The organism is Arsenophonus nasoniae DSM 15247 (genome assembly GCF_000429565.1).
Lineage (GTDB): Bacteria > Pseudomonadota > Gammaproteobacteria > Enterobacterales > Enterobacteriaceae > Arsenophonus > Arsenophonus nasoniae.
In genome coordinates this window covers 1-1,111 of sequence record NZ_AUCC01000286.1, presented here as the reverse complement: position 1 = coordinate 1,111, position 1,111 = coordinate 1, and the positions used below count along the sequence as shown (strand labels likewise).

Below are 1,111 nucleotides of genomic sequence, written 5' to 3'. Positions count from 1 at the left end.
AACAAACAATATATAGCCGATTTACCGGAAGGGCCGGAAAAGACGCTAGGTTTTATCGATGACCCCGAAAATGAAGATTTTACTGAATTTTTAAATTTGGCACAAAATAGAGAAACCGTTCAGCTTTATATTGAGCTACCCAATAAACGGACAGCCACGATGATCTTGGCCCTGTCAGGCTGGGAGATGAATGAGATTAGTGCGCCAGCAAGTGAAGTCATTCAAATTACGGTAAAAGGGAAACAGAATAATCTCACCTGGGGAACAGTACCCCCAAAGCCTTAACCGCCGATGCGACAAAATTCACGGCGGATAGCACCAAGAGGAAAGTAAACTGATGGCAGAAATCAAAAAAATCAATATTGGCACAAAACCGGATGATGGAACGGGTGATACTTTACGTGATGCTTTTAGTAAAACCAATGACAACTTTGAAGCACTTAATACCTTACCCGAAAAAGGGGATAAGGGCGATAAAGGAGAAAAAGGCGAACCCGGTAAGGATTTGTCATCAGAACTTGATGCGCTCACCAAACGTGTCAGAGCATTAGAAGAAAAAGAATAAGGTAAATAGCATGTCATCACTTAAATCACGTTTATTAGCACCGGATAGTTATGTTGAAAAACACGCTATTTTTGATGTTGATGTTTATCTACGCCGCTTAACCATTGCAGAGCTAGATACCTATGAGCAAGCGTTAAAACAGGCGCAAGACAGTGGCTCTAACACACAGGCAAGTATTGCGGGAGCAAACCTGATTTTGCAAACGATTTGCGATAAAGCAGGGCAACCCTTACCCACAGAAGAATTGCCCACCGCAGAGGAATTAATTGCTACCAAATCCACGCAATCATTGATTGAAGCCCTCAAGTTTGTTCAGCAATTTAGCTGTGGCAGTCTGGATGGCGCTAAAAAAAACTAACCGACTCCGCTCGCTTACGCTTTATTTTCCAACTGGCTGATAGATGGGGTCAACCTGACCCGCGTAAAATCGCCGCTTTACCGAACGAAATATTGACGCACTGGCAAGCGTTTTTTCTGCTGGAAAGTGAACTCAAAGGCGCAGATATTACGGAAAATGAAGTCATTGCACATAATGATGTTAATCAA

At 42.7% G+C, this 1,111-nt stretch carries 2 protein-coding genes and 1 pseudogene; all 3 read left to right on the top strand.

The window, feature by feature from the left end; all coding sequences use genetic code 11:
* Positions 1-285 (top strand): annotated as a pseudogene (locus tag G468_RS0118490) (phage tail protein); the annotation flags it as partial.
* Between the two features lie 52 nt (positions 286-337).
* Positions 338-565: a hypothetical protein gene (locus tag G468_RS0118485; RefSeq protein ID WP_026824210.1), complete on the top strand. Its 228-nt coding sequence runs from the start codon at positions 338-340 to the stop codon at positions 563-565.
* A 10-nt stretch (positions 566-575) separates the two neighbouring features.
* A complete protein-coding gene (locus G468_RS0118480; RefSeq protein WP_026824209.1) occupies positions 576-923 on the top strand; it encodes a hypothetical protein in 348 nt (115 codons plus the stop codon).
* Positions 924-1,111: the final 188 nt, after the last annotated feature.

Coding starts and splice junctions, on each gene's coding strand:
- G468_RS0118485 (WP_026824210.1), top strand. CDS start 338: ATGGCAGAAATCAAAAAAATCAATATTGGCACAAAACCGGATGATGGA.
- G468_RS0118480 (WP_026824209.1), top strand. CDS start 576: ATGTCATCACTTAAATCACGTTTATTAGCACCGGATAGTTATGTTGAA.